This is a genomic window from Paraburkholderia phymatum STM815, from assembly GCF_000020045.1.
Taxonomy (GTDB): Bacteria; Pseudomonadota; Gammaproteobacteria; order Burkholderiales; family Burkholderiaceae; genus Paraburkholderia; species Paraburkholderia phymatum.
Genome location: NC_010622.1, coordinates 1,362,351 through 1,386,594, shown reverse-complemented (window position 1 = coordinate 1,386,594; position 24,244 = coordinate 1,362,351). Strand labels below are relative to the sequence as shown.

The following is a 24,244-nucleotide window of genomic DNA, read 5'->3' as shown; positions in this document are numbered from 1 at the left end:
GAACCTAACGAGAGCACCGCGGATGCAGCATGAGCTGCATTGGCCAGCAGTAAAAAACACGCAGGGGAGTATCAGCTTATGGCGACGATCAAGGATGTGGCGGCGATAGCCGGCGTGTCGTTCACGACGGTGTCGCATGTCGTGAACAATACGCGTCCGGTGTCGGCGGACGTGCGCTCGAAGGTGGAACTGGCAATCCGCCAGCTCAACTACGTGCCGTCCGCCGTCGCGCGGTCGCTGAAGGCCCGTTCGACGGCGACGATCGGGCTCGTCGTGCCCAACAGCACGAACCCGTACTTCGCGGAACTCGCGCGCGGCATCGAAGACGGTTGTGCGCGCAATGGCTACTGCGTGTTTTTCTGCAATTCGGACGACGATCCCGCGAAGCAGCGCAACTATCTGCGCGTGCTGCAGGAAAAGCGCATCGACGGGCTGATCGTCGCGTCCGCGGGCGACGACGCGACGCTGGCGCAGACGCTCGCTGATTCGCGCGAGCCGCTCGTCATCGTCGACCGGAACATCGAAGGCCTGTCCGCCGATCTCGTCCAGATCGATCATGAAAAAGGCGCCTATCTGGCGACGCGCCATCTGCTGCAGCTCGGCCATTCGAAGATCGGCTGCATCACGGGCCCGGTCGAAACGGCTGTCAGCGCGATGCGGGTGCACGGCTTCATCCGGGCGATGGCCGAACGCGGCATCGAGATCGCGCCGAACGGCATCGTCGAAAGCGACTTCTCCGGTAGCGGCGGCTACCGTGCTGCCGCCCAGCTGTTCGACACGGTGCAGCCGACGGCGATCTTCGCGGGCAACGACATGATGGGCATCGGCGCGTTGCGCGCCGCGGCGGAGCGCGGCCTGCGCGTGCCGCAGGACTGCTCGGTGATCGGCTTCGACGACATCGAACTGGGGCGTTTCACCTATCCGGCGCTGTCCACTGTCGGCCAGTCGGTGCGCGCACTCGGCGAAATGGCCGCGCAGACGCTGATCGAGCGAATCAGCGGTGAGTCGACGGGCGCGTTGTTCCGCCGCCGCGTGATCGCGCCGCGATTGATCCTGCGCGAATCGACGGCCGCATTCGCGGGCGCGCGCCGCACGGCTCAGGCGGCATAAGACACGCTCTCATCGGGCGCAAGCGGGTATCGCATGCCTGTCTGTGCCCAACAGAAGACAGCAAGGAGGCTGCAGTGGCAACGAATGAAGCGCGCGGACACGTGACGGTGATCGGCAGTCTGAACATGGATCTCGTCGCGCGCGCGCCGCGCCTGCCGCAGCCGGGTGAGACGCTGGCGGGCCACGCGTTCGCGCAGGTCGCGGGGGGCAAGGGCGGCAATCAGGCCGTCGCGGCGGCCCGGCTCGGTGCGCAGGTGGCGATGCTCGGCTGCGTCGGCGCCGATGCGAACGGCGCACAGTTGCGCGCGGGCCTCGAAGCGGAAGGCATCGATTGCGCCGCGCTCGAAACGAGCGCAGCCGCGCCGACGGGCGTCGCGCTCATCATCGTCGACGACGGCAGCCAGAATGCGATCGTCATCGTAGCGGGCAGCAACGGCGAGGTGGCGCCGGACACGATCTCACGCCACGAAGCGGCGCTGGCCGCGGCGAACGTGGTGATCTGCCAGCTGGAAACGCCGCCCGCAGCCGTGCGCGCGGCGCTTGCCGTCGCGCGCCGGCTCGGCAAGACCGTCATTCTGAACCCGGCGCCTGCCGCGGGTCCGCTGCCCGCTGACTGGCTGCCGCTGATCGATTATCTGATTCCGAACGAACTGGAAGCCGCGGCGTTGACGGGCCTGCCCGTGACGTCGCCGCAGGAAGCGCAGGCGGCGGCGCGTGCACTGCGCCACGCGGGAGCCCGCAACGTGATCGTGACCATCGGCGCGCAAGGCGTCGTCGCGGCGCTCGGCGACGCCGAGCCGCAGCATTTTGAAGCGCCGCGCGTCAAGGCCGTCGACACCACGGCGGCGGGCGACACTTTCATCGGAGGCTTGGCGGCGCAGCTGGCATGCGGCGTCGATGTTGCTGACGCCATCCGCTTCGCGCAGCGCGCCGCGGCGATTTCGGTGACGCGCGCGGGCGCGCAGCCCTCCATTCCCGCCCGCGCCGAAGTCGTCGGCGCCTGATCCGTCCTCCCATCTGTTGCGCGCGGGCGATGGCCGCTCGCGCGTCGAGTTTGTAGTTTTTACAGCGTCCACGCGTCTTATTCTTCAGACCATATAAAACCTTCAAGTCTTTCGCCCGAATGCCGTAAACGCGGCTAGAGCGCCACGTTCCACAAGAAGGGGCGCGACCGAACACCCCACGCCACACCCCACCGCGTATGACATGCGTTGCAGCGACAACGCGCCTCTCACAGATATCTCACGGGAACAAGCATGAACAAGGGCATCACCATCAAGGCACGAATTGGCCTGACGATGGCTTTCCTCGCCGCGCTGCTGGTCGCGATCGGGCTGCTGGGGCTGTTCGGCATGAGCCGCTCCAACGATTCGCTGCGCGACGTGTTCACGGACCAGATGCCGAGCGCCGTCGACATCGGCAACGCCGAGTTGTATGCCGCGCGCGAGCGTCTTGCGCTCGACCGCGCCGCCTTTCTGATCGGCACGCCTGAAGCGGCCCCGACGCTGGAGCGCGCCCGCTCGATGCGTTCGATCTCGGACGACTGGTGGAAGCGATATCTGGAGACCCCGCGCGGCGCGGAAGAAGACCGCCTCGCGCAGGACGTTGCAGGCAAGCGCGACACGCTCCATCAGGCAATGGAAGCGTTTTACGCAATCGTTAGCGCAAACGATCAACCGAAAGTGATCGACGGCGCGAAGCGTCTCCAGGCGACCTATAACGATCTGTCGAACGCGGACGACGCGTTGCGCAAGCTTCAGTTCGAACTGGCCAAAGAGAGCTATGAGACGGCGCAATCGACTTTTTCGACCTTCCGCGTGATCAGCATCCTCGCGCTCGCGGCGGGGGTGATCGGCGCGTTCGTTTCGTACGTCACGCTGCGGGGCGCGATCGCCCGGCCGCTGTCGGAAGCGCTCCAGCACTTCGACGCGATCGCGGCCGGCGATCTGCGCCGTCCCGTCGTGGCAACGTCGCGCGACGAAATGGGCCAGTTGATCGAAGGCATCGGCAAAATGCAGCGCAGCCTGACGGACACGGTCCGCACTGTGCGCTCGGGCAGCGAGTCGATTGCGACGGCTACGCAGCAGATCGCGGCAGGCAATCTGGATCTGTCGTCGCGCACGGAAGAGCAGGCGTCCGCGCTGCAGGAAACGGCGTCGAGCATGGAACAGCTTACGGGCACCGTGAAGCAGAACGCCGACAATGCCCGCCAGGCGAGCGCGCTCGCGGCGAACGCGTCGGAAATCGCCAATAAGGGCAGCTCGGTGGTCGGCCAGGTGGTCGGCACGATGGGCGACATCAACCAGAGCTCGGCGAAGATCGCGGACATTATCGCGATCATCGAAGGCATTGCTTTTCAGACCAACATCCTGGCGCTGAACGCAGCCGTCGAAGCGGCGCGCGCGGGCGAGGAAGGCCGCGGCTTCGCAGTGGTGGCGGGTGAAGTGCGCAGCCTGGCGCAGCGCTCGTCGGCGGCGGCGAAGGAAATCAAGGAACTGATCGACACGTCGGTCGAACGGGTGCAGGCGGGCTCGGCGCTCGTCGACGAAGCGGGCCGAACGATGACGGAGATCATCGGCGCAGTGCAGCGCGTGACGGACATCATGGGCGAGATCGCAGCGGCTTCCGAAGAGCAGAGCAGCGGTATCGATCAGGTCGCGCGCGCCGTCACGCAGATGGACGAGGTGACGCAGCAGAATGCGGCGCTCGTCGAGGAAGCGGCGGCCGCAGCGTCGTCGCTGGAAGAGCAGGCGGCCAAGCTGCGCACGACCGTTTCCGTATTCCAGATCGGCGAGGCGGCCGGCAGCTTCTCCGCGGCGCCCGTCAAACGCGCCACGCGCCACACCGCGCCCGTCGCCTCGCCGCGCAAGGTTGCGCCGTCGATGCCGGCGGCTGCGCCGGCAGCCGCCACGCCCGCTGCGCCCGCTGCGCCCGCTGCGCCCGCTGCGCCCGCTGCGCCCGCTGCGGCGGCCGCACGGCCTCGCGCCGCGGCAGCGCCGCAGAAACCGGCTGCGACGCCGGATGCGGATTGGGAAACGTTCTGACGCACCAAAACCGGGCTCGTGCGGCGGCATGCGCCGCCTTGCGTCAACATCCGCCGCGTCGGCCCGCGCATTGACGCAGCATCACCGGACGGCTGTCCTCGCCAGGCACCCGTCTTTTGTTTTCTGAGCGTCCCCCGAACCGACCCGCCGCGCCATTGTTCCGGTACATTGACGAACGCGGTTGCGGACATGCTGGCCGGCGTCATCCAGCATGTATCCGCGCCGCATGACGGCGTGCGCGAACCGTATGAAGCAAGATCGTGGTGCGCGTGCCTTCGCCTCGCCGCCACGCCAAGCGCTACAGCTTCTGCCTCGCGCCGCCCCAAACAGCCAACAAGGGATACGACATGACGGATCACGACCTCGCGCAACGCCTCGTGCTTGCGCGCCGCCAGCACCGCGCCATCGACACGCTGCCGCTCGACTCCCTCCCGCCCGATGCAGCTACCGCCTACGCCATCCAGCAGGCGGTGATCGCGGGGCTGGGCGGGGAAACAGGCGCCTGGAAAATCGGTGCCAAAGCTCCCGGCGGTCCCGCCTCGGGCGCGCCGATTCCGGCCGCGCTGACGGTCGCGTCGCCGGCCCGTCTCGAACACGGTTCGTTTTTCCGCGTGCTGCTGGAACTGGAAGTCGCGTTCCGCTTCGCCGAGCCGATCGCGCCTCACGGGCAGGCGTATGCACGTGACGAGGTGCTCGCGCGCGTCGGCTCCGTCTTGCCGACCATCGAAATCGTGGACAGCCGCTTCGCCGAATGGCCGAACGTCGCGCCGCTCGCACAGCTCGCCGATGCGCAGAACAACGGCGCGCTCGTGACGGGCCATGCCGTGTCTTACGCGTCGATCGCGCGCTCGTTCGATTTCGTTTCGCCGGAACTCGAATTAACCTTTGACGGCAAGTCGCTCGTGCCCCAATCGCCCGGCAATCCCGCAGGCGATCCGCGCGAACTGCTCGTGTGGTTCGTCAACCATTGCGCCGCGATGGGTATCACGATCCAGCCGGACTGGATCATCACGACGGGCTCTTATGTGGGCGCGCATCGCGTCGACGGCCCCGGAACCGTATACGGCCATATCGACGGACTGGGCGAAGTCGAAGTCGAATTGACGTAAACCACTAAGACCACCAAGCAGCACCGCATCCGTTTCCCTGCATGCCGCGCCGGCGCTCTGACGTGCCGGTGCATGCGCATGGACCCACGCCGGCTCGTGCCCTCCGCCTGCATCCAGATTTGCGCGCAGCGCGCAGTTCGCGACGGACAAACACCTGGCTATCTCCCCTATTAGACACGCGCTGCACTCGTCGTCATACAGACATGAACGCGCGTGCATGCCGACGCCTGAGCGCAGCGTCGATTCCGTACGACATCCGATGCATGCGACGCCCGAACAGGGACGCACATACCTGTAGTTTTGCGTTGAACGAATTGGCGCGCGCACGGACGAACAGCAGGACATGCGCGCTGGCGCACATGCAAAACATGTAACACTGCGAGCATGCTGTCGTCGCAAACGCGGATGCGTGCGTTATGGCGGAGAAGGCGCCAATGGTTTGCATGACGCGCAGACACTCGCGATGCGCTGCACCCGCCACATGCACTGCGCGAAGGGACAAGACGAAGTAAGGTGTCGCTAGAGTGGTGTCAGGCAGACAGCGTGCTAAAGGGGGCGTTGCGAAGTTGGGAAAGTGCAGGAAATAGCGCGATGCCATGTACGGGATGTCATGCGACACATGAAACGCAGGGAAGGAACGCGAGATGCAATGCAGCACGTCGGTCATGTTTCGTGCGGCTGTGGGCAACGATTGTAGGTGGCCGTATTTTCGTGATCAAGAAGGGGTTGGCGAGTGCTGGCTGTGGCGCGATTTTCACAACGTAGTTCGTGAAAAAAAATTTAAAAGGGTTTAGGATGAATTCGAGCGATGTCGTTTCCTGATAGCGCGCCGCGCACGACATCGTCCCAGACTTCGGCGAGGAGGTAGCATGGATATCTACAGCAGTTTCGCGACCCGCTTCGAGAAAACGCGAGAGGAGGAACTCTCGCTCGAGGAGTATCTCGCGCTCTGCAAAGACAATCCCGCCGCGTACGCCACTGCAGGCGAGCGCATGTTGACGGCAATCGGGGAACCGGAACAGATCGACACTCGCAACGATCCGCGTCTGTCGCGTATCTTCGCGAACAAGGTGATCAAGGTATACCCCGCGTTCCGTGAGTTCTACGGAATGGAAGACGTGATCGAGCAGGTGGTGGCCTACTTCAGGCACGCTGCCCAAGGGCTCGAAGAAAAGAAGCAGATTCTGTATCTGTTGGGCCCGGTGGGCGGCGGCAAGTCGTCGATCGCCGAACGGCTCAAGCAACTGATGGAACGCGTGCCGTTCTACTCGATCAAGGGTTCGCCCGTCAACGAATCGCCCCTCGGGCTGTTCGATTATGACGAGGACGGTCCGATCCTCGAAGAGCAATACGGCATTCCGCGCCGCTACCTGAAGAGCATCCTGAGCCCGTGGGCCGTCAAGCGCCTGCATGAATACAATGGCGACATCCGCAAGTTCCGCGTGGTGCGCCGCTATCCGTCCATTCTCCGGCAGATCGGCATTGCGAAGACGGAACCTGGCGATGAAAACAATCAGGACATTTCGTCGCTGGTCGGCAAGGTCGACATCCGCAAGCTCGAACAGTATGCGCAGGACGATGCAGACGCATACAGCTACTCGGGCGGCCTGTGCCTCGCCAATCAGGGCCTGCTCGAATTCGTCGAAATGTTCAAGGCGCCGATCAAGGTGCTGCACCCGTTGCTGACAGCCACCCAGGAAGGCAACTTCAAGGGCACGGAAGGCTTCGGCGCGATTCCGTTCGACGGCATCATCCTCGCGCACTCGAACGAGTCGGAGTGGAAAGCGTTCCGCAACAACCGCAACAACGAAGCACTGCTCGACCGCATCTTCGTCGTGAAGGTGCCGTACTGCCTGCGCTACTCGGAAGAGATGAAGATCTACGAGAAGCTCCTGCGCAATTCGTCGTTGTCCAACGCCGTGTGCGCGCCAGGCACGCTGAAGATGATGGCGCAGATGTCGGTGCTCACGCGTCTGCAGGAGCCCGAGAATTCGAGCCTCTTTTCGAAGATGCAGGTGTATGACGGCGAGAACCTGAAAGACACCGATCCGAAGGCGAAGTCGTATCAGGAGTATCGCGACTTCGCGGGCGTCGACGAGGGCATGACGGGCGTGTCTACGCGTTTCGCGTTCAAGATCCTGTCGCGCGTGTTCAACTTCGACACGACGGAAGTCGCGGCCAACCCGGTGCACCTGATGTACGTGCTTGAGCAGCAGATCGAGCGCGAACAGTTCCCGCCGGAAACCGAGCAGAAGTATCTGTCGTTCATCAAGGACGTGCTGGCGTCGCGTTATGCTGAGTTCATCGGCAAGGAGATTCAGACCGCGTATCTGGAGTCGTATTCCGAGTATGGGCAAAACATTTTCGATCGCTACGTGACGTACGCCGACTTCTGGATTCAGGACCAGGAGTTCCGCGATCACGACACGGGCGAGAGCTTCGACCGCGCGGCGCTCAATGCCGAACTGGAGAAGATCGAAAAGCCTGCGGGGATCAGCAACCCGAAGGACTTCCGCAACGAGATCGTCAATTTCGTGCTGCGTGCGCGCGCCGCGAACGGGGGCAAGAATCCCGCGTGGATCAGCTATGAAAAGCTGCGCGTCGTGATCGAAAAGAAGATGTTCTCGAATACGGAAGAACTTCTGCCCGTTATCTCGTTCAATGCGAAAGGATCGGCGGAGGAGCAGCGCAAGCACGAAGACTTCGTCAACCGGATGGTCACCAAGGGCTATACGCCGAAGCAGGTGCGGCTCTTGTGCGATTGGTATCTGCGTGTGCGCAAGTCGTCATGACTCGCGCAGCGCGACCCCCGCGCAAACGGGTTCGCTTCACCCGATTTGCGCGGGCTTCCTGCGAGGCGCAAGCCGCATGGACATAACATTGCATGCGCAACTTGCGCCCCGCGTATTCCCAATCGGAGCGGGAGACTGGATGTGCTTCATCAAATCATCGACCGCAGGCTGGCAGGCAAGAACAAGAGCATTGCAAATCGCGAACGCTTTCTGCGTCGCGTGAAGGGCTATATCCGGCGCGCGGTGTCAGAAGCGGTGCGCGACCGCAGCATCAAGGACATTCAAAACACCCAAAGCATCACGATTCCGCGCAAGGACATCGCCGAACCGTCGTTCCGGCATGGTCCCGGCGGCAAGCGCGAAATGGTGCATCCGGGTAACGCCGATTACATACGCGGCGACAAGATTCCGCGCCCGCAAGGGGGCGGCGGCAGTGGCGGTGGTGGCAGCGCCAGCAACGAAGGCGAAGGGCAGGACGATTTCGTTTTCGAACTCAGCCGCGAAGAATTCATGCAGTACTTCTTCGACGACCTCGAATTGCCGCGTCTCGTCAAAACCCATCTGCTGGCCGTGCCGACGTGGAAAAGTATCCGCGCGGGCTGGGCTGCCGAAGGTACGCCGAACAACATTGACGTGGTGCGCTCGCTGCGCAGCGCGCTGGGCCGGCGCATCGCGCTCGGTGCGCCGCTCGTCAACGAACTGCACGAACTCGAGAAACAGCTCGAAGAGATGAAGGCGGACCCCGCCGATCGCCGCGACGAGATCAAGCTGCTCGAAGAAGACATTCACCATCTGCGCGGCCGCATCTGGCGCATTCCGTTCATCGATCCGTTCGATCTGCGCTACGTGAACCGCGTGAAGCAGCCACAGCCGTCCAGTCAGGCCGTGATGTTTTGTCTGATGGATGTATCGGGTTCAATGGATGAGCAGCGCAAGGATCTCGCCAAGCGCTTCTTCATCCTGCTGTATCTGTTTCTCAAGCGTAACTACGAGAAGATCGAAGTGGTCTTCATCCGTCACCATACGCGCGCCGAGGAAGTCGACGAAGACACGTTCTTCCATTCCACGGAAAGCGGCGGCACGGTGGTGTCGAGCGCGCTCGAGCTGATGCAGAAGATTCTCGACGAACGCTACTCGCCGACTGAATGGAACATTTACGGCGCGCAGGCCTCGGACGGCGACAACTGGACCGACGATTCGCCGAAATGCCGCAAGATCCTCGCAGATGACATTCTCGAGAAGGTGCGGTATTTTGCGTACATTCAGGTGACGCCTGAAGAGCAGAACCTGTGGCTCGAATATGCGCAACTCGCGCTGTCGCAGCCGCACATGGCGATGAAGAAGGTCGAAACGGCTGCGGATATCTATCCGGTGTTCCGCGAGCTGTTCGAAAAACAGGTGGAAGCGGCATGACGACACGCCACCTGCACAACGAGGCGCGAGGGTACGAGCCCGAGCGTCGTAAAGGCGTGCCGAAGCAGAGTGAGGCCGGGCATGCCGAGGCGAATACGTCGCACGTGCGGGATGCGCGTGCGTCCGATGCCGGAGCAGGCAAAGCGCCTGACGCAGCTGCAGCACGGGGACCCACCGGGGCGCCCACCGAAGGGCAAAGGGAAGTCCGTATGAACGTTGCCGATAGAAGGCCGTTGCCGTGTCCGTCCGACTGGACCTTCGAACTGATCGAAGAGTACGACACACATATTGCGCATGTTGCGGAGCAATATGAACTCGACGTCTATCCGATCCAGCTCGAGCTGATCAGCGCTGAACAGATGATGGACGCGTACGCGTCCGTCGGCATGCCGGTCAATTACCGGCACTGGTCGTTCGGCAAGCATTTCCTTGCTACTGAAAAAAGTTACCGGCGCGGGCAAATGGGCCTCGCCTATGAGATCGTCATCAACTCCAATCCCTGCATCGCGTATCTGATGGAAGAGAACACGATGACGATGCAGGCCCTCGTCATCGCGCACGCGGCCTATGGCCATAACTCGTTCTTCAAGGGCAATTACCTGTTCCGCTTGTGGACGGACGCGCATGCCATCATCGATTACCTCGTCTACGCGAAGAACTACATCGCCGAGTGCGAAGAGCGCTTCGGGCTCGATCGCGTGGAAGAACTGCTCGACTCGTGTCATGCGCTGATGAACTACGGCGTGGACCGTTACAAGCGTCCGCAGAAGCTCTCGTTGCAGAAGGAATCGGAAGCGCGCCGCGAACGCGAAGCGTATCTGCAATCGCAGGTCAATGAATTGTGGCGCACGCTGCCGACGCGCCACACGCCGTTGCCCGAAGAAGTGGAAGATCGCTATCCGCCCGAGCCGCAGGAAAACCTCCTGTATTTTGCAGAGAAGAATGCGCCGCTGCTCGAACCGTGGGAGCGCGAGGTCATTCGCATCGTGCGAAAAATCGGCCAATACTTCTACCCGCAGCGCCAGACGCAGGTGATGAACGAAGGCTGGGCCACGTTCTGGCATTACACGCTGCTCAACACGATGTACAACGAAGGCAAGCTGGAAGACGGCTTCATGATGGAGTTTCTCCATTCGCACAGCAACGTCGTCTATCAGCCGCCCGTGACCAAGCCGTATTACAGCGGCATCAATCCGTACGCGCTTGGCTTTTCGATGATGAGCGACATTCGCCGCATCTGCGAACACCCGACGGAAGAGGACCGCAAGTGGTTCCCCGAACTCGCGGGCAGCCCGTGGCTGCAAGCGTTGCATTACGCAATGCGCAACTTCAAGGACGAAAGTTTCGTCGCGCAGTATCTGTCGCCGCATCTGATCCGCGAAATGCGGCTCTTCTCGGTGCTCGACGACGACATGCGCGATGCGCTCGAAGTCTCCGCCATCCATGACGACAGCGGCTATCAATACGTGCGTCAGGCGCTCTCGCGGCAGTACGACATGCATCACCGCGAGCCGAACATCCAGGTCTGGTCGGTGAACACGCGCGGCGACCGTAGTCTCACGCTGCGTCACTTCATGAGCGACAACCGGCATCTGTCGAGCGACAGCGACGAAGTGCTCAAGCACATGGCGCGCTTGTGGCAATTCGACGTGTACCTGGAAAGCGTCGATGAAAACGGCACGGTCAGGAAGCGCTACGAGTGTCGCTATACGGCGCCTGCCGTGCGGGTGTGAGTGTCCGGCCCACGCTGCGTCGTTAAGACGATCCATCACCAGAGCCAGCCTTCGGGCTGGCTCTTTTTGTTTGTGCAGAACCGGGCGGCGTATCGCCGAACGCGAGCCGATGCGCGCGCAAAGGCGGCGCAACCCTACAGAATGCCGGGCACACGCCGTTATCCAGCGATATCCGTTAAGATACCGACGCGTAAAAGCTTACATATCCATACAATCTCGCACGCGCGCCGCCATCCCGTTGAAACGCGATCGAAACCGCGTTGAAACCGGGCTGGGGCGCAACACAAAGGCGGCATTCGACCGCTGAAACTTCAAAGAAGGGACCGACACCAGCATGACCGATACGACCGTCTTCACGCCCTCCGACACCCGTCGACGCATCTTCGCGATCGTCGGCGCTTCGTCCGGCAATCTCGTCGAGTGGTTCGATTTCTACGTCTACTCGTTTTGCGCACTGTACTTCGCACCCGCGTTTTTCCCGAAAGGCGATACGACAGCGCAGTTGCTGAATACGGCAGGCGTGTTCGCCGCGGGCTTCCTGATGCGCCCGATCGGCGGCTGGTTCTTCGGCCGTCTCGCCGACAAGCGCGGCCGCCGTTTCGCGATGATGGTGTCTGTATTCATGATGTGCGGCGGTTCGCTCGTGATTGCCGCGTTGCCCACTTATGCGCAGATCGGCGCGCTCGCGCCTGCGTTGCTGCTGGTCGCGCGTCTGTTTCAGGGCCTGTCGGTGGGCGGCGAATATGGCACCAGCGCAACGTACATGAGTGAAGTCGCGTTGAAGGGGCGTCGCGGCTTCTTCGCGTCGTTCCAGTACGTGACGCTGATCGGCGGGCAACTGTTCGCGTTGCTCGTGCTCGTGATCCTGCAACAGCTGCTGACGACGGAAGAGCTGAAGGCGTGGGGCTGGCGTATTCCGTTCGTGGTCGGCGCGCTGGCCGCGCTGGTCGCGCTGTATCTGCGCCGCTCGCTCGACGAAACGACCACGGCCGAGACGCGTCAGCGCAAGGAAGCGGGCACGCTGCGCGGCATGTGGAAGCACAAGGGCGCTTTCTTCACGGTGCTCGGCTTTACGGCGGGCGGTTCGCTGATTTTCTACACGTTTACGACGTACATGCAGAAGTATCTCGTCAACACAGCAGGCATGAACACGAAGACTGCCAGCAACGTGATGACGGCTGCGCTCTTCGTGTACATGATCATGCAGCCGGTGTTCGGTGCCTTGTCGGATCGTATCGGCCGCCGCCAGTCTATGCTGCTGTTCGGCTTCTTCGCGACGATCAGCACGGTGCCGCTGCTGCACGCCCTGAAGGACGTGACAAGCCCCGTGATGGCCTTCGTGTTCGTGGTGATCGCGCTGGCCATTGTCAGCTTCTATACGTCGATCAGCGGCCTGATCAAGGCCGAAATGTTCCCACCTGAAGTGCGCGCGCTGGGCGTCGGCCTGTCGTACGCGGTGGCGAATGCGATCTTCGGCGGGTCGGCGGAGTACGTGGCGCTGTGGCTCAAGCAGGCCGGCAGCGAATCGATGTTCTACTGGTACGTGACGGCGCTGTGTGCGATCGCCGGCCTCGTATCGTTCCGCATGCGCGATCCGTCAAAGGAAGGCTATCTGCGCAACGAACCGTGAGGCGTCGCGCCTGACGCGCGATCATGAAGTACCGGAAGCGGCTCTTCCATAGAGCCGCTTTTTTTCGCCTGACGCTCGCGCGTGCGCACTCAGGGAAAGCGCGTGGCAGATGGCGGCAGTCCTCGCCACTTCATCGGAATGCATGCGCGTGCGATCAGCGACAGATGATAGTAGAGCCGCGCATCGAGTCCGTACGCATACGCGTACAGGTGCACGAACGCCACACGCAGCGCTGCAAGCGGCGCATCGTTCTTCGCATACAGCGAGACGACGTTTGGCGCGAGCCTGCGCAACGCGAGGCGGCGAGCAGGTTCGAGCGACGCATCGAGCGTCAGCCGCGACACGAACTCGAAGGCCGTCAACGAAGCAGAGCATGCGGAGCCGCGCGTGCGGCCCGAAACCGAGACGTCGGTCTTGCGGTAGTACGATACGTAGCGATGCAGGTAATACACCTGCGATGCGGCGAGGCACAGCTCGGCGCCGAATACGTAGTCGCAGCACGTACCGACGTCATCGCGATAGCTGATGCGTTTGACGAGATCCGCATTCGCCATCCAGCCGTTATTTGGGAACATCTGCACGAGTCCCGTGCGCCCCGGCTGCCTCTGCAGACCTTGCGCCGCCGTGTTGCGATGGAAGGCCGCATTCACGGCCGCGCTCGTCGTCGCGTCGAAATTGCCGTGTGCATCGACTTCGTACTGGTCGGCGAACGCGACCTCGAGCTGCGGATGCCGATGCCACAGCGCGAGCAGAGTCTCGATGCCATCGCTCGTGAAGTAATCGTCGTCGTGAATTAGCGCGATCTTGTCACCCGTCGCGCGTGCGAAAAGACTCGCGACGTTGCGCGCCTGACCCAGCGATGGCCCGTTCTTCACGTACCGGATGCGCGCATCGTGCGCGTAGCGCGCGGCGATCAGCTGCTGTGTGCGCGTATCGCTCGAATCGTCGCCGATCAGTATTTCGATGTTCGCATGTGTCTGCGCCAGACACGAGTCCAGACATTCCACAAGCAGTTCAGGCCGGTTGTATGTCGGCACGCAAATAGAAACCTTGCAGGATGTCGTCATTGTCTCCGCTCCCTCCATATCAGAGGCGGCGAGCATGTCTGTGACGAGATGTTCCGCCGCCTGGAGGCAAGGTAGATGAAGGACGCGGAAAAATAACCAGAAATAATTCAGCAATAAATGCGGCTTCGCTGCGAGCGAGAGGCAGACAATGCGCCGTGTGCGGTGAAAAAAATACGGCGGTTCTCCAAACCGTGCGGGCCGCACTTTGTTTCGATGCAAACGGCGGCCCCGCGCGCGAATGCATCAGCCGACGGACGGTTCGCCTTCGCCGGATTTCTTACCGGGCCGGTCGGCGGGGGACTGCTTGCGGTGTTCGTCTTCGCGTTCCGGCATCTTGCTCTTTTCGTTATCGCTGTGAGCGGGAGGCTTCGGATGTTCGAGGTCGCCGCCGGGGCTGGCCGTCGCGGCCGTGTCCTGCTTTGGGCTGCTCATGGGATGCTCCTTGGACAATGTCTGCCCTTATGCAGCAATTGCCGGTCCCGTGCCGCCGTTGATAGACTCATCGCCGGGGCGCCGATGTAAAAAACAGCCCGACGGAGACAAGACCATGAGCAAAATTGCCTTCCAGGATTTCGAACGCCAGGTGTTGCAGCGTCACATGATCCGGGGACATGTGTACGAGAATGCCGCTGCCCTCGTTGATCGCGCGAACGCGTGGATCGCCGAGCATCAAGTCGATGTGATCAACGTGGAAAGCCTGTCGACTTTCGGCTCTGGCGACGACACGAGCGTGAGTCACTGGTATTCGGGTATCCGCGTGTGGTATCGCACCGAATAGCGCATGGCGCGGGCAAGGCTATTTGCCCGATACAACCAGTTTTAGCTTGTTTGCACCAGCGGGCATCGCGGTGATCTGTGTGCGCGCTTCGCGTGGCCCGATGTAGAAGTGCTGCCGCGCGGGCGAGTTCACATCGTGCGTTGCGTCGGGCAAGCAGGATGCGATGTCGGCGGCGACAGCCTGCAAGGCAGTCGTGCTCGAACCCGCGCCGCCGCTCGGCGTCCATGAGCATGCGTAACTGCCCTGAGACGCGCCGCATTGCGCGTCGGTGCCGTACGGTTGCGCGATGCCTTTGCCATCGTCGGGCGTCAGTTGGGAAAAACCCGTGGGGGCGGCTGCGACGATGCGCTTGAGCGCCGAGCAGGGGGGCGGCGCATCGTCGGCGCTCGCGGCGAGCGGCGGCGCGATGGCTGTCGCGAGCGCGATGAGCCTGGCGATGGCTCGCGAGTAGCGAATGGGCTGAGCGCGCAGTACCTTTTGCATGTGCATCTCCTTGGCCTGGATGACCGCGCAGCGTATGTGCGCCGCCGATCTGCCAGCCACTTTGCAATCAACGCGCCCGGTCCCCTTTTGCGCCGCTGGCGCCACTCGCGTGCGTGATGATCAGGCAGCGGCGCGGCCGCCATGCGCTTCACGTTCGAGCGTCCGCGTGCGGCGCAATTCGGGGAACAGCTTCATCCACAACAGCGCAATCGCGATCGTCGCGCAACCGCCGACCAGCACGGCCGGTGGCGCGCCCCACCAGCCGGCGGTAAGCCCCGATTCGAATTCGCCCAGTTGATTCGACGTGCCGATGAAGAGCGAATTGACGGCGCTCACGCGGCCGAGCATCTCATCGGGCGTGCGCAGCTGCACGAGCGACAGCCGCACGACGACGCTGATCACATCCGATGCGCCGAGCGCCATCAGCGCGAGCCATGACACGATGAACGAATGCGACAGACCGAACACCAGGGTCGCGATGCCGAACGCAATCACGCCACCGAACATCGCCGCTCCCGGCCGCTTGCGCAGCGGGAAATGGGCGAGCCAGATCGTGCCGCCGAGCGCGCCGACGGCCGATGCGGAGCGCAGCAGGCCCAGCCCGAGCGGTCCGGCGTGCAGCACATCGCGCGCGAAGATGGGCAGCAGGGCCGTCGCGCCGCCGAACAGCACCGCGAACAGGTCGAGCGACAGCGCGCCGAGAATCACCGGCTGGCTGCGGATGAAACGCACGCCCGAGAACACCGATTCGAGCGTGACGGGCGAGCGCGGCACGGGCTTCGTGCGCAACGGAATCGTGCTGACGGCTGCCGACGCGAGCGCGAACGACAGCGTGCACGCAAGATATGCCGCGCCGGGGCCGATGCCGTAAAGCAGACCGCCCAACGCCGGCCCACCGATCTGCGCAGCCTGGTTCGCGGAGGTGGCCCATGCCGTCGCCTGCGATAGCTGCGCGCGCGGCACGACGCCCGGCAGCAGCGAAGCGACAGCGGGCGACTCGAACGCGCGCGCCGCGCCCACACAGGCAGCGAGCACGTAGATCACAGCCGCGCTGATCCAGCCGCCGAAGGTGCCCCAGGCGAAAACCGCCGCCGCCGCACATTCGAGCCCCTGGCAGATGGCGGCGATGCGCCGGCGGTCATAGCGGTCCGCGACCTGGCCGACGACAAGCGTCAGCACGAACATCGGCAGGAACTGCGCAAGGCCGACCAGGCCGAGCGCAAAAGCGCTATGCGTGAGCGCGTAGATATGCCAGCCCATCGCGACGACAAGCATCTGGAACGACAGCGACGACAGCACGCGCGTACACCAGAACCGCTGGAATGGTTTCTGTCTGGGGAGGCGGATTCCGGCATCGCGGCCGGTGCCGTCGACGTGCGTGTCGAAGGTGTCGGCGGTAGCGCTCGTGGTGATTTTGGGCTGGTCGCTGGAGTCGGCGGGCGGGTTGTTCATCGATTGGATGGCGCGTCGTCCCATATAACGGGCCGACTGCGTCCGCGCGGCATGCCTTCATGCAGGCACCGCATTTGCAAATGCATTGCTGGGAGAAGCGCGGCGGAACCCGTGTTCTGTCGACGCTTCGTTCGGGCCGCCAAGTGTAGAGCAAGTGAGTCGCGCCTGCCCGTCTGCATTTCACGACACTCAAGCGCGGCACGTTACACGATGTTACCAAGCCCGCGCAGCGACTCACATGGCAACCGTTCGGGGGCCGATACCGCCTGCATCGAGACACTTTCAAACCCTGGCTATCATGGATGATCTGATTGCTCGCCTGTTTCACCTGCCGCCTTCGCTGATCGTGTCGCTCACGCATGACCTGATGCATGCGGGCGTGGCGATCCTGATGCTGATCGTCGGTTGGTGGCTGTCCAACCGGATCGGCACGTTGTTGTCGACGGCAATGTCCCGCACGCGCGCGGATCCGACGCTCGCGCCGATGGTGAATGCAATCGGCGCATGGACCATACGCGTGCTCGTACTCTTCGCTGCCCTCAGCGAGGTCGGCGTCGCGACCGCGAGCGTGCTGGCCGTGCTCGGTGCAGCCGGCCTCGCAATCGGACTTGCGCTGCAAGGCACGCTGCAGAATATTGCCGCCGGCATCATGTTGCTGATGCTGCGGCCGTTTCGTGCCGGTGACCTGATAGAAGGTACGGGAGCAACGGCCGGCATCGTGCGCGAAGTGGGACTCTTTACGACGCGCATCGAACGCAGCGACGGCAATGCCGTGTTCGTTCCGAACAGCCAGATCTGGTCCAACCCAGTGATCAACTACAGCAGTGGTGGCACGCAGCGCGTCGAAGTGGAAGTGGCGATCGCGCAGCGCAAGGACGTCGCATGCGCGATCGATGCGCTGAAAAAGATGATCGCCGGCGATCCGCGCGTGCTCGGCGGCACTACGCTCGCGCCCGTGGTGACGGCGGCCGACTACCGGCGCGGCGGGGGCGCGGCGGTCCGCCTCGCCGTATGGGTGAGCGGAGCGGACGCGCAACTCGCCGGCGAGGACATGCGCGAGCATGCGCGGTCCGTACTCCAGGAGGCAGGCTGCGAAATGGCGGAAGCGCCTCGCGGGCAAGCTGTGCAGCGCCCTCCTCAGACGCAGCACGCCTGACAAGCGTCCTTCTGCTCTGCGTTGCGATGCACGATCGTGCAATGGACTGAATGCCGGTTCATGCACCGCACTGCAACGCACGACAGTTCATCGCCGAGGCGGTTGTTGCCGCTGTCGCAACCGGTGCGAACTGACTTGCCATGAGGACAGGAGCGCCCGCTGTCCGTTCTGCGAACTGCCTGCTCGGGCCCCCTGACTTCGCGTTCAGCGCTCGAGAGGGCACTCATATGCGGCGTTGCAAACCCTTCCCGATGCACACGCCGACGGGCGATTGCGAACGCGCATGTTGCAAAGCCGCAATGCAGGCTAGGTGAAAACCCTAGCATTGCGATAAAATGCGGGCTCACACGAAGAGATTGCCATGTCGCCCCGTTTTCAGATCTTTGAAAGAATTGCCTTTTCGCTGGTCGTGATGTCCGCTGTTCTGTGTTCCGGCTACATCGCGTGGGAAACGTCGCCCGATTTCCAGGACGCCGTGCACGCCAGTGCTGCGGCCGTGCGCTGGAGCGGCGACTATTCATTCATCTGCGCGTCGACGGCGACCAACGCCTGCGATCAGCTACCCGTCGACTGACTCCTCGAAGCGACACGGAAGAACACGCTGGCGCGCATCGAGGCGCAAGCCAGCACGCAACGTCGGGTAATTTTCTCTCCTTCCGTCGGCGTTTTTTTCAAACCGCCTGCGAGTCCTCCCGCATAAGCCGCGCCCTTGCTTGAACATGCGTTTGGAATGCCGCTTGCTTGCTGTAAGCGGCTGGGCTTCGTCCGTCGCCGCGACATGAAGTCCCGTTCCTTCGACAACCGTCGTCGCCCGCCCGTCGATCATCATGGGCCGGCGCCACGGTTGAGAACAATTCCGATGCATGCACTGAGGAGCCGCGCCATGACACCCGCCACGCGTTATGAAATGCAGATTCTGCAATCGGATATGCGCATGCTGATCGCCATCGACGACGCCGCGATCGAACTCTTCCCGGGCGCTGCGACAAGCAGCGACGTCGCAGGCAAGCCATACGCAGTGTTGCATACCGATTCGCTCGCCACATTGAGCGGCTGGCGGGAAGTCATGCAGGCGGGCGGACGCCCGCATCGCCTCGTGAACAACGTCTACGGCTACCGGCAGGAAGTGAACAATCCGGACTGGTAACGCATCGCGGCGGCGCGCGCGACGAACCGCCAGCCAGATGCAGCGCGCGCCATTCCCTCACTGACACCGCTGAAAGCGGCGCATGCTGACGATCCTGCTCACAGCCGTCGCTACGCTCGTCGTCGTGCTCGTCGTCGCCAATCTGTCGACGGGCGAGAAGAAGATCGAGCACAAGATCGAGCGCCTGTACGGCAGCGACGATCCGCAATTCATTCGCTCGATGGGGCTGCTGCTCGGTCCGCCTGTCACGTCCGGCAATCGCTTCGAGGTGCTGGTCAACGGCGACGAGATTTTTCCGTCGATGCTCGACGGCATCGCGAGCGCGCGCAAAACCATCACGTTCGAAACGTTCATCTACTGGTCCGGCGCGATTGGGGAACAGCTTGCGCTGGCTTTGTCGGAGAAGGCACAAGCGGGCATTTCGGTGCATGTGCTGCTCGACTGGCTCGGTTCGCAAAAGATGGACCGGCGCTATCTCCAGATGCTCAAAAATGCAGGCGCCGAAGTGATCCAGTATCACAAGCCGCATTGGACCGGGCTCGGCCGCATGAACGACCGCACTCACCGCAAACTGCTCGTGATCGACGGGCGCATCGGCTTCACGGGCGGCGTCGGCATCGCGCAGGAGTGGACGGGGCATGCACAGGACGACATGCACTGGCGCGATACGCATTTCCGCGTGACGGGCCCCGTGGTCGGCCACATGCAAGCTGTCTTCATGGACAACTGGATCAAGGCGACGGGCAACGTATTGCACGGCCCCGACTATTTTCCTGAACCGTGCGAGGCGGGCGACGGTCGCGCGCACATGTTCAGCAGTTCCCCTTCGGGCGGCAGCGACGACATGCAGCTGATGTATCTGATGGCGATCACGGCGGCGACGCACTCGATACATCTTGCCAGCGCCTATTTCGTGCCGGACAGACTGACGATCAACGCGATCATCGAAGCGGCGAGGCGCGGTGTCGACGTGAAGATCCTGACGCCGGGCCGGCACATCGACACGCATACCGTGCGCGAAGCGTCGCGCGCCTGCTGGGGAAGACTGCTGGAAGCGGGTGCGCAGATGTTCGAGTATCAGCCGACGATGTTTCACGTCAAGCTGCTCGTCGTGGACGAATTCCTCGTGTCGGTCGGCTCGACCAATTTCGACATGCGCTCGTTCAAGCTGAACGACGAAGCCAACCTCAATATCTACGACCCGGCGTTCGCCCGCCGTCAGACGCAGATCTTTGCCGACGACCTCGCGAAGTCGAAACGCGTGACGCTCGAAGAATGGAACGGGCGGCCGTGGACGGAGAAGCTCCTCGACCGCGCGGTCGCCTTGCTCGATCCGCAGCTTTGAGCGGCAAGCGCGTCGGCGTGCCGCTCATTGCGTCACTGCCTTGCATACGCGGCGCGCATGGGTGGTGCGTGCCCAGGCGGATCGCCTGCGGGCGGCTCCTGACCCGGCGGGGCTCGGTCTGGCTCGCGCTCCGGAATAGGCGGCGAGTCGGGGCCCGGGTTGGGATCGTCGTCGGGCGGTGCGGGATCGGGGTCGACCTCGGGTGGCGTCGGCGTGTGCAGGCGCGGGCCAACGGGAAACGGCGAAATGGGAAGAACAGGATACGCAGTCTGGTTCATCGTGTAGGTCTCTCGGATGCGGTTCGACACGTCGATGGAGGCCGCAATGCATGTGCCATCCGTCGAATGCATCGGTCGATACCGCACCGTCCACGATGATCCGCCCACGCACGATAGTGCATCGACAGCATCCAGCTAGAACCGTTCGATCATCCCGACCTGCACGCCGCGCACGGGTGCGCCGGGATAAGCGACGGGAATTCCCGTCACGTTCACGCCGCGCAGTGTGAACGCCGCCTGCCCGCGATTCTCGAGGTCGGCGGCGCTCAGATAGAGCAGCAACGCTTTCGATACCTGATAGTCGAACGCGACGCTGAACGGGTCCGCGTCGTTGTCGCCGCCGCTGCCGTCGCGCGCATGCGCATAGCCGACGGATGCGCTTGCGTGCGGCGCAAACTGCCATTGCGCGGACACGGAAGCGCCGTCGTCGTGATAGCGCGGCGTTCCACCGTCGCCATTGAAGTACGCGGCAAAGCCCGTGAGCGCGCCCCATCGATATGAGGCGCCCGCGAAGTTCGCGCGCAACGCGCCGTCGCCAAGCGGCTCGCTGCCTTGCAGGCCGAAGCGCGTGCCGCGATAGGTGCCCGAGTCCATGCGCGCGACATAGCCGCTGCCAGGATTCGTGACTTCGATGCTGGTATCGATCAGGCCGTAGAGCGTGACGGACCCTTGCGCGACAGCCTGCGATGCGAAGCCGACCGCACAGGCCAACGCGGGCAGCCGACGCATGGGTGCGCGCCGATGCGAAACGCAATAAAGAAACAGGAAGCACAGCCGGCGAAACGCGATGGACGTTGGCATCGGTCGGGCAGGGGCGTTGGCGCCGCGAGGGTGCAAGTGCGCAGCGCCGTTCGCGGCAATGTGGAATCGAGGTCAGACCGAATACTAATTGAACCTGGACGCGCGCCAACGCGTGTCGAGACGATGCATGCACGCGCTACATGTTCGTGTAGGAACTGCACCATCCGCCGCCCGGCACCTGCTTCGTGCCAAACAGCGTGCAGCCGCCCCATGCATCCGTCGGGTTGCCCTGAAAGAGCGAGCAGTTGCTGCAGGTTTGCCCGGCCGTGTAGGCCGGAAAGTGCGCCTTGTCGACTTTCGCGGCGACGCTCATGTAGCCGACCGCCTGCGCGGCGGGGTCGGTTTCGCTGAGCTTGTCATCGGCGCGCGCGTCGAGCGTTGCCGCGAGTATCGCGCACAGGCCGACTGCGGAACCGAGCCCCGCTACGATGAACTCACGCCGGGTTGTTGTCATGATCGGTCTCTTGCAAGCGAGATGGGGAGACGACGGATGGCATCGGCCGTCGGTGATTGATCGCCGCGAACACGGCCGCCAGCAGCAGAAACGCCAGCACGAGCAGGCTTGCGTTGATGAACACGCGTCCATAGCCGAGTTCACCGACATCGATGAAAGGATACGGATAGAAGTCCGACACGGCACCGCGCGCCATTGTCAGCGCGAGATAGCCGAGCGGGTAGACGAGCCACCACAGCAGATGACGCAGCGTCAGATGAAAGCGCGGCACGAACAGCAGCCAGTAAAGCGCGTCGAGCAGTGGGACGAGCGTATGCAGACTTTCGTTCAGCACCATGCGCCAGCCCGACGGCGTCCACAGATGCCGCAACAGCAGGTTATACGCGAAGCCGACGAACACGATGTAGCAGGTGACGGCCGTCACGACGGTTGGCTGGCGGAAGAAGCGCACGATGGGCATCTTACCGCGCGCGAAGAACCCCACACATGTGAAGCACACTGCGCACGTGAAGATGGTCAGGTTGGTTAGATAACTGGTCAGCCGTTCGATGCCGCCGAGCACGCCGTAGCCTCGCGACAGCATGCGAAGCACGGTGATGTCCGTCTGCGCGGCGAATGCGAGCCATGCAACGAGCGCGATCGACATCGCGAGCGTCACGGATGCGAGGTCTGGCGCACGCAGCGGCAATTCGGACCCGATGGCCACGAGCGTATCGGACGCAACAGGGGCAGACGCGGGCTTCTTCATGCGTCGATTCTATACGCGTGAAGCAGCCCGTGCAGGCGCTACACCGGGCATGGAGTGGCGTGGGCGACAGGAAAAAAGAAGCCGGCCCGCAGCGTGCCGGGCCGGCCCGTTACAACGTCCGTCAGGGACGCTGCAACTCAGTGCGCGCGATCAGTGACCGTGATCGTCGCGCTCGTGGTCATGATCCTGATCGTCGTCATCGCCGCGGCCGCACACGCTGTCGTGATCGTACTCGCGGTCGTTCTTCGACACGCCCGGCAGACGCTGCGCGACATAGTCGGGCAGATCGGAGGCGTCGATCGCGAACACGAAGAACAGGTTCGGGTTCGCGATGCCCGACGGATGGCTCGTGTCGGTTACGTTGCCGATGAAGTCGTTGTCGTTCGCGACATAGAGAGTGTGCTTCCTCACGCCGTTCAGCGTCACGTCCGGACCGAACGCGATGCCTTCGATCTTCGCGGGAATGTCGTTCGCGCTGTAGCCGTTGGCCGTCAACGCGGCCACGATATCGAGGAACAGCGTTTTCTTCACCGCGAACGGCGCGAGTCCGCTTTCGCCGCTCGCCTGGCCAACGTCCTGCGCGCCCGTCAGGTCGATGCGGTTGAGCTGCTTGAACACTGCCGTCGAATTGTCGCCCAGCCCCTTGCCATCGCGCTCGTCGACGAGCAGTTCATGATCGTTGATCGCGAGCACATCGCTGACGGTCGGATACTTCGGCTTCGATGCCGAGCCGATGTTCGTCAGCGCATACGCGTATTGCGTCGTACGGCCCGTGCGGAGGTCGATCTTCACGATGCGCGTGTATCGCGCATTCGTGCCGCCGTCCTGAATCAGCGGACTCTGCATCGCGCCGAACAGCGTCGTGCCGTCGGGCGAGATGGCGAGGCCTTCCATGCCCTTGTTCGCGACGCGGCCCGACGTGTTGACGCTGATCTCCGTGTCGCCGGCGGGCGAGAGCGTGGCGACGGCGAACGTGTCGGGCAGCTTGTACGTCGCGATGCGGCGGCCGCTCTTGCGGCCGAAGCGATAGACGTACGGGCCGTATTCGTCGGAGATGAACACGCTGTCGCCGTCGTTCGCGACCCGGATGCTTTCGGGATCGAAGCGGGCATCGAGGGTAGAGGTCGACAGATGCGTCGGATCGAAGTTGTCCGAGCGGCCCGTGAAGTAATTCGTGTGGTTGTCGCGGTTGAGCTTCGGTGCGCCGTTCGGCACGTTATACGCCGAGCCGGAGCCGTACACGAGGCGATCCGACGTATGCAGCAGCGTCGTGTCGATCAGCTTCGGCGTTAGCGTGAACGGCAACGCCGAACCCTTCGGCGCGTCCTTCAGACGCAGGCGCAGCGTGTGGAAGCGGTTGATGTACGACGCCGTGTCGTCGATCGCCTTGTTGTACGAGACCGCGTTCGGGCCGCGATCGGGCACGGCGACAAACGTATGGCAGCCCGCATAGCCGATGCCGGAGCCAAGGCCGCCAAGCAGATTGCCGGGCACACCGTTTTCGAGCGTGCCTGCCGTCTCTTTCGACCTGTCGGACAGATTGCCGTCGAGTTTGCCGATCGCGATCAGTTCGACAGTTGCGTGAGCGGCGGGAACTGCGGCGAGTGCCGCAAGCGAGGCGACGGCACCGATCACGGTGCGGGAGACAAGCGATGAGCGCAGCACGGAAGGGATCCTTGAAAGGAGCAACGCGATGAGGGTGGC

At 63.2% G+C, this 24,244-nt stretch carries 22 protein-coding genes; 13 read left to right on the top strand and 9 right to left on the bottom strand.

Translation table 11 applies throughout. The features are described from left to right. Nucleotides 1-78: 78 nt before the first annotated feature. The 8 genes from BPHY_RS06270 to BPHY_RS06230 all read left to right on the top strand — a co-directional run bounded on the left by BPHY_RS06270 (nucleotide 79) and on the right by BPHY_RS06230 (nucleotide 12,831). Nucleotides 79-1,110 carry a LacI family DNA-binding transcriptional regulator gene (locus BPHY_RS06270; RefSeq protein ID WP_012400631.1) on the top strand — a complete coding sequence of 344 codons (1,032 nt, stop codon included), beginning with the start codon at nucleotides 79-81 and terminating at the stop codon, nucleotides 1,108-1,110. Nucleotides 1,111-1,184: 74 nt separating this feature from the next. Next, nucleotides 1,185-2,114 carry a ribokinase gene (gene rbsK, locus BPHY_RS06265; RefSeq protein WP_012400630.1) on the top strand — a complete coding sequence of 310 codons (930 nt, stop codon included), beginning with the start codon at nucleotides 1,185-1,187 and terminating at the stop codon, nucleotides 2,112-2,114. Nucleotides 2,115-2,366: 252 nt separating this feature from the next. Beyond that, nucleotides 2,367-4,154, top strand: coding sequence for a methyl-accepting chemotaxis protein (locus BPHY_RS06260; protein WP_012400629.1), 1,788 nt, complete (start codon nucleotides 2,367-2,369; stop codon nucleotides 4,152-4,154). A 347-nt stretch (nucleotides 4,155-4,501) separates the two neighbouring features. Continuing rightward, the gene (locus tag BPHY_RS06255) at nucleotides 4,502-5,263 is read left to right on the top strand and encodes a 2-keto-4-pentenoate hydratase (RefSeq protein ID WP_012400628.1); all 762 of its coding nucleotides are present in this window, start codon (nucleotides 4,502-4,504) and stop codon (nucleotides 5,261-5,263) included. Nucleotides 5,264-6,132: 869 nt separating this feature from the next. Next, nucleotides 6,133-8,055 carry a PrkA family serine protein kinase gene (locus BPHY_RS06245; RefSeq protein ID WP_012400626.1) on the top strand — a complete coding sequence of 641 codons (1,923 nt, stop codon included), beginning with the start codon at nucleotides 6,133-6,135 and terminating at the stop codon, nucleotides 8,053-8,055. Nucleotides 8,056-8,196: 141 nt separating this feature from the next. After that, on the top strand, nucleotides 8,197-9,468 hold the full coding sequence (locus BPHY_RS06240; protein WP_012400625.1) for a YeaH/YhbH family protein: 1,272 nt from the start codon (nucleotides 8,197-8,199) through the stop codon (nucleotides 9,466-9,468). Next, a complete protein-coding gene (locus tag BPHY_RS06235; protein WP_012400624.1) occupies nucleotides 9,465-11,201 on the top strand; it encodes a SpoVR family protein in 1,737 nt (578 codons plus the stop codon). Before BPHY_RS06240 ends, BPHY_RS06235 begins: the two co-directional genes overlap by 4 nt. Nucleotides 11,202-11,535: 334 nt before the next feature. Further along, nucleotides 11,536-12,831: an MFS family transporter gene (locus BPHY_RS06230; RefSeq protein WP_012400623.1), complete on the top strand. Its 1,296-nt coding sequence runs from the start codon at nucleotides 11,536-11,538 to the stop codon at nucleotides 12,829-12,831. 89 nt (nucleotides 12,832-12,920) lie between these two features. On the opposite strand, the gene BPHY_RS06225 is transcribed toward BPHY_RS06230, so the two are convergent. Together BPHY_RS06225 and BPHY_RS06220 are read right to left on the bottom strand one after the other, a co-directional pair. Continuing rightward, the gene (locus BPHY_RS06225) at nucleotides 12,921-13,898 is read right to left on the bottom strand and encodes a glycosyltransferase family 2 protein (RefSeq protein WP_012400622.1); all 978 of its coding nucleotides are present in this window, start codon (nucleotides 13,896-13,898) and stop codon (nucleotides 12,921-12,923) included. Between the two features lie 243 nt (nucleotides 13,899-14,141). Then, the gene (locus BPHY_RS06220; RefSeq protein ID WP_012400621.1) at nucleotides 14,142-14,330 is read right to left on the bottom strand and encodes a hypothetical protein; all 189 of its coding nucleotides are present in this window, start codon (nucleotides 14,328-14,330) and stop codon (nucleotides 14,142-14,144) included. Nucleotides 14,331-14,445: 115 nt separating this feature from the next. On the opposite strand from BPHY_RS06220, the gene BPHY_RS06215 reads away from it, so the two are divergent. Continuing rightward, nucleotides 14,446-14,676: a hypothetical protein gene (locus BPHY_RS06215; RefSeq protein ID WP_012400620.1), complete on the top strand. Its 231-nt coding sequence runs from the start codon at nucleotides 14,446-14,448 to the stop codon at nucleotides 14,674-14,676. An 18-nt stretch (nucleotides 14,677-14,694) separates the two neighbouring features. Here the strand turns inward: BPHY_RS06215 and BPHY_RS06210 are convergent, their stop codons facing one another. Both BPHY_RS06210 and BPHY_RS06205 read right to left on the bottom strand, forming a co-directional pair. Next, nucleotides 14,695-15,159 carry a hypothetical protein gene (locus BPHY_RS06210; RefSeq protein WP_012400619.1) on the bottom strand — a complete coding sequence of 155 codons (465 nt, stop codon included), beginning with the start codon at nucleotides 15,157-15,159 and terminating at the stop codon, nucleotides 14,695-14,697. Between the two features lie 120 nt (nucleotides 15,160-15,279). Beyond that, a complete protein-coding gene (locus BPHY_RS06205; RefSeq protein WP_244257590.1) occupies nucleotides 15,280-16,611 on the bottom strand; it encodes an MFS transporter in 1,332 nt (443 codons plus the stop codon). 298 nt (nucleotides 16,612-16,909) lie between these two features. Here BPHY_RS06205 and BPHY_RS06200 point away from each other — a divergent pair, with 298 nt between their 5' ends. The 4 genes from BPHY_RS06200 to cls all read left to right on the top strand — a co-directional run bounded on the left by BPHY_RS06200 (nucleotide 16,910) and on the right by cls (nucleotide 20,259). After that, nucleotides 16,910-17,767 carry a mechanosensitive ion channel family protein gene (locus tag BPHY_RS06200; protein ID WP_041763358.1) on the top strand — a complete coding sequence of 286 codons (858 nt, stop codon included), beginning with the start codon at nucleotides 16,910-16,912 and terminating at the stop codon, nucleotides 17,765-17,767. 361 nt (nucleotides 17,768-18,128) lie between these two features. Continuing rightward, the gene (locus BPHY_RS06195; RefSeq protein WP_012400616.1) at nucleotides 18,129-18,341 is read left to right on the top strand and encodes a hypothetical protein; all 213 of its coding nucleotides are present in this window, start codon (nucleotides 18,129-18,131) and stop codon (nucleotides 18,339-18,341) included. A gap of 309 nt (nucleotides 18,342-18,650) precedes the next feature. Next, a complete protein-coding gene (locus BPHY_RS06185) occupies nucleotides 18,651-18,914 on the top strand; it encodes a hypothetical protein (RefSeq protein ID WP_012400615.1) in 264 nt (87 codons plus the stop codon). 82 nt (nucleotides 18,915-18,996) lie between these two features. Further along, on the top strand, nucleotides 18,997-20,259 hold the full coding sequence (gene cls / locus BPHY_RS06180; RefSeq protein WP_012400614.1) for a cardiolipin synthase: 1,263 nt from the start codon (nucleotides 18,997-18,999) through the stop codon (nucleotides 20,257-20,259). Between the two features lie 32 nt (nucleotides 20,260-20,291). Here the strand turns inward: cls and BPHY_RS06175 are convergent, their stop codons facing one another. The 5 genes from BPHY_RS06175 to BPHY_RS06155 all read right to left on the bottom strand — a co-directional run bounded on the left by BPHY_RS06175 (nucleotide 20,292) and on the right by BPHY_RS06155 (nucleotide 24,205). Next, on the bottom strand, nucleotides 20,292-20,609 hold the full coding sequence (locus tag BPHY_RS06175) for a hypothetical protein (RefSeq protein WP_322789026.1): 318 nt from the start codon (nucleotides 20,607-20,609) through the stop codon (nucleotides 20,292-20,294). Between the two features lie 63 nt (nucleotides 20,610-20,672). Further along, a complete protein-coding gene (locus BPHY_RS06170) occupies nucleotides 20,673-21,266 on the bottom strand; it encodes a porin (protein WP_041763355.1) in 594 nt (197 codons plus the stop codon). Between the two features lie 208 nt (nucleotides 21,267-21,474). Then, nucleotides 21,475-21,792 carry a high-potential iron-sulfur protein gene (locus BPHY_RS06165; protein WP_012400611.1) on the bottom strand — a complete coding sequence of 106 codons (318 nt, stop codon included), beginning with the start codon at nucleotides 21,790-21,792 and terminating at the stop codon, nucleotides 21,475-21,477. Continuing rightward, the gene (locus BPHY_RS06160; RefSeq protein ID WP_012400610.1) at nucleotides 21,773-22,540 is read right to left on the bottom strand and encodes a Pr6Pr family membrane protein; all 768 of its coding nucleotides are present in this window, start codon (nucleotides 22,538-22,540) and stop codon (nucleotides 21,773-21,775) included. Before BPHY_RS06160 ends, BPHY_RS06165 begins: the two co-directional genes overlap by 20 nt. A 150-nt stretch (nucleotides 22,541-22,690) precedes the next feature. Then, nucleotides 22,691-24,205, bottom strand: a complete 1,515-nt coding sequence (locus BPHY_RS06155; RefSeq protein WP_012400609.1) for an esterase-like activity of phytase family protein — start codon at nucleotides 24,203-24,205, stop codon at nucleotides 22,691-22,693. Between the last annotated feature and the right edge of the window lie 39 nt (nucleotides 24,206-24,244).

Excerpts from the sequence above, each read along its gene's own strand:
- BPHY_RS06245 (WP_012400626.1), top strand. The coding sequence starts at position 6,133 with ATGGATATCTACAGCAGTTTCGCGACCCGCTTCGAGAAAACGCGAGAG.
- cls (WP_012400614.1), top strand. The coding sequence starts at position 18,997 with ATGCTGACGATCCTGCTCACAGCCGTCGCTACGCTCGTCGTCGTGCTC.
- BPHY_RS06165 (WP_012400611.1), bottom strand. The coding sequence starts at position 21,792 with ATGACAACAACCCGGCGTGAGTTCATCGTAGCGGGGCTCGGTTCCGCA.
- BPHY_RS06230 (WP_012400623.1), top strand. The coding sequence starts at position 11,536 with ATGACCGATACGACCGTCTTCACGCCCTCCGACACCCGTCGACGCATC.
- BPHY_RS06255 (WP_012400628.1), top strand. The coding sequence starts at position 4,502 with ATGACGGATCACGACCTCGCGCAACGCCTCGTGCTTGCGCGCCGCCAG.
- BPHY_RS06205 (WP_244257590.1), bottom strand. The coding sequence starts at position 16,611 with ATGAACAACCCGCCCGCCGACTCCAGCGACCAGCCCAAAATCACCACG.
- BPHY_RS06210 (WP_012400619.1), bottom strand. The coding sequence starts at position 15,159 with ATGCAAAAGGTACTGCGCGCTCAGCCCATTCGCTACTCGCGAGCCATC.
- BPHY_RS06215 (WP_012400620.1), top strand. The coding sequence starts at position 14,446 with ATGAGCAAAATTGCCTTCCAGGATTTCGAACGCCAGGTGTTGCAGCGT.
- BPHY_RS06175 (WP_322789026.1), bottom strand. The coding sequence starts at position 20,609 with ATGCATTCGACGGATGGCACATGCATTGCGGCCTCCATCGACGTGTCG.
- BPHY_RS06270 (WP_012400631.1), top strand. The coding sequence starts at position 79 with ATGGCGACGATCAAGGATGTGGCGGCGATAGCCGGCGTGTCGTTCACG.
- BPHY_RS06200 (WP_041763358.1), top strand. The coding sequence starts at position 16,910 with ATGGATGATCTGATTGCTCGCCTGTTTCACCTGCCGCCTTCGCTGATC.
- BPHY_RS06235 (WP_012400624.1), top strand. The coding sequence starts at position 9,465 with ATGACGACACGCCACCTGCACAACGAGGCGCGAGGGTACGAGCCCGAG.
- BPHY_RS06260 (WP_012400629.1), top strand. The coding sequence starts at position 2,367 with ATGAACAAGGGCATCACCATCAAGGCACGAATTGGCCTGACGATGGCT.
- BPHY_RS06195 (WP_012400616.1), top strand. The coding sequence starts at position 18,129 with ATGTCGCCCCGTTTTCAGATCTTTGAAAGAATTGCCTTTTCGCTGGTC.
- BPHY_RS06170 (WP_041763355.1), bottom strand. The coding sequence starts at position 21,266 with ATGCGTCGGCTGCCCGCGTTGGCCTGTGCGGTCGGCTTCGCATCGCAG.
- BPHY_RS06220 (WP_012400621.1), bottom strand. The coding sequence starts at position 14,330 with ATGAGCAGCCCAAAGCAGGACACGGCCGCGACGGCCAGCCCCGGCGGC.
- BPHY_RS06225 (WP_012400622.1), bottom strand. The coding sequence starts at position 13,898 with ATGACGACATCCTGCAAGGTTTCTATTTGCGTGCCGACATACAACCGG.
- BPHY_RS06160 (WP_012400610.1), bottom strand. The coding sequence starts at position 22,540 with ATGAAGAAGCCCGCGTCTGCCCCTGTTGCGTCCGATACGCTCGTGGCC.
- BPHY_RS06185 (WP_012400615.1), top strand. The coding sequence starts at position 18,651 with ATGACACCCGCCACGCGTTATGAAATGCAGATTCTGCAATCGGATATG.